Origin of the sequence: Eudoraea sp. (assembly GCF_049665975.1) — a bacterium.
Taxonomy (GTDB): domain Bacteria; phylum Bacteroidota; class Bacteroidia; order Flavobacteriales; family Flavobacteriaceae; genus Eudoraea.
Genome location: NZ_JBATGR010000341.1, coordinates 1 through 2,554, shown reverse-complemented (window position 1 = coordinate 2,554; position 2,554 = coordinate 1). Strand labels below are relative to the sequence as shown.

Here is a 2,554-nt window from a genome sequence, read left to right as displayed (position 1 = left end):
TTTAATATAAATAAAAGTCTTGCCATTTTTGAAAAACATAAAATTATAGATTGGTTGGCTTTTACCTATGAAATAAAAGGTAAAATATATTTAAAAGAAAATAAGTACAAATGGGCACTTTATTGGTATAATCAAAGTGAGTTGTTGCATAAAGATTTGGATGCCGACCGCGATAAAATTGACCTCTTTAACGGAATGGCTGAGGCATATTTAGGGCAGGGAAAGGATAGTATTTCAGAGAATATTGCGCTTCGGGCCTACGAAATATCCGACAGAATTCAGTTCATGGAAGGAACACAAAAATGTGCATATACGCTTTACAGAATAAATAAAAACAAAAAGAACTTCGATCAGGCTTTAAAGTACCACGAACTCTATCAAACACTTTCTGATACCTTATCCAGAAATGAGAATAAGAAGAGTTTGACCATGTTAAAAACCCAGACGGAATATGATCTGCAAAAGCAATTACTCATTGAAGAAAATGATAAAGCATTGGCAAAACAACAGAGATATATCATAGCTGCATTCTCCATATTGGTAGTCTTTATGATAATTATAGTTTTGGTATATCGGGCAGAGAATATCCAGAAACGACTTAATAGGGAATTAGAAGCTAAAAAAGAAATTCTGGAAAAAAGAGAATCCGAGTTGCAGGCCAGTAATGAAACAAAAACTAAGCTGTTCTCAATTATAGGACATGACCTTCGAGGTCCTGTTGGCGCCCTGCAAGAACTACTAAGGCTTTATTCTGATGGTGATATTGAGACCGATGAATTTTTAGAATTTGTTCCCAAACTAAGGGAAGACGTTGATCACATCTCATTTACCTTAAATAATCTTCTTAGCTGGGGTCATACACAAATGAATGGTGCAGTAACCAAGCCTTCACTTATGGCTCTGGAATCACTGGTTTCTGAAAATATTAAATTACTTTCTGAAATCGCTAAAAAGAAGTCTATAAAAATTGTAAGCGAGCTTGTGGAAAATACACTTACATGGTCCGATAGTAATCAAATTGATATTGTTGTGAGGAATCTTATCAGCAATGCTTTAAAATTCACACCGCAAAATGGGATGATTACGATAGCTGCACGTGAGCGTGATAATTTATGGGAAGTTGCTATAAGAGATACAGGAGTAGGAATGGATAAAATTACAGTAAAGAATTTATTTGAGAAGAATTCAAATATCACTACCTACGGTACAGATAACGAAAAAGGGACAGGTCTAGGACTATCTCTATGTAAAGAAATGGTAGAGAAGAATGGCGGCAGTATTTGGGTGGAAAGTGCACTGCGCAAAGGTTCTTGTTTCTTTTTCACGCTCCCCAAAAGAGAGAAAAGTTATAGCAAGGCAGTTTAAAAAATATCCCAAAGATTTTTAACCCCTATATGGCGTTCCGCAGTAAACCCTTCTCCGTATTCAACACCAAGCAAACGCCCTAAATCCCTTGCTCTGTAAGCAATACTATCCGTAAAATTTTTACTGCTAATTGGTGTATTGGGTTCTTTACTATCCGGATCATAAAATTGTGAGGCGTAAGCAGATATAGCTTCCATTTTTTTATCGACAAATCCCGAAACATCGACTATAAAATCAGGTTCCAGGTTTTTCCATTGAATGTAGTGATAAACTTGTTTTGGCCGCCAGGCTAACTGCCATTGGTCATCCCCGGGCAACTTTGAATCTATTTTTATCAGCCCACTCAGAAAACAAGCATCACTTACCAATTTACTTCCTTTGGCATGATCTATATGCCTGTCTTCTATTGCATTACATAATACTATATCTGGCTGGTATTTTCGCACTAATTGAATTACCGCCATTTGATGGGTTTTATCATTCGTAAAAAAACCATCGGCGAATTCTAAGTTCTCCCTTACTGAAATCCCTAATATTCTTGCCGCATTTTCGGCCTCTTTATCCCGGATTTCGGCAGTGCCCCTGGTACCTAATTCCCCTCTGGTTAAATCAATAATACCTACTTTTTTACCATTTGCGGTTGCTTTGGCTATGGTTGCTCCGGCTCCTAACTCTGCATCATCAGGATGTGCTCCAAAAACTAAAATGTCTAACTTCATTTAATATTTTTATGGTAATTTATTGGTTATTTAAAGCAGGTTGTTTTGCTTTTACCCGTTCCAAAGCCTGTTCAATATCTGCTATCAGATCTTCCGGTTCTTCTATACCTAAGGAAAAGCGAATTAATCCATCGGCAATTCCCTGCTTATATCGATCTTCTGCCGATAGTAAGGCATGTGAAGTCTGTGTTGGCGAAAGCACTGTACTCTCTATACCTGCTAAACTCATAGAAGATTTAATAAGTTTAAGTGCTTTTCGAAAATCAGTAGCATTAATTGATTCCTTAAGTTCAAAGGAAAGCATCCCTCCAAAACCGTTCATTTGTGATTTAGCTAAAGCATGATCCGGATGGGAGGTCAGACCGGGGTAATTAACCTGCTTAATATCCGCATTTTTATCTAAATACTCGGCAAGCCTCATTGCATTTTCATTTTGACTTTTGACACGAATACCCATGGTCTTTATACTG

3 protein-coding genes are annotated in these 2,554 nt (G+C 37.0%); 1 reads left to right on the top strand and 2 read right to left on the bottom strand.

All coding sequences use genetic code 11. The features are described 5' to 3' along the window. Window positions 1-1,365 (top strand): sensor histidine kinase (locus WBN20_RS11855; protein WP_424281831.1); only part of this gene is annotated, 1,365 nt, incomplete at its 5' end. Here WBN20_RS11855 and bshB1 read toward each other — a convergent pair. Both bshB1 and WBN20_RS11845 read right to left on the bottom strand, forming a co-directional pair. After that, window positions 1,362-2,084, bottom strand: a complete 723-nt coding sequence (bshB1, locus tag WBN20_RS11850) for a bacillithiol biosynthesis deacetylase BshB1 (protein WP_424281830.1) — start codon at window positions 2,082-2,084, stop codon at window positions 1,362-1,364. The two genes, WBN20_RS11855 and bshB1, sit on opposite strands and share 4 nt — an antisense overlap. Window positions 2,085-2,103: 19 nt before the next feature. Continuing rightward, window positions 2,104-2,554: PLP-dependent transferase (locus WBN20_RS11845; protein ID WP_424281829.1), on the bottom strand; the 451-nt coding region annotated here is incomplete at its 5' end.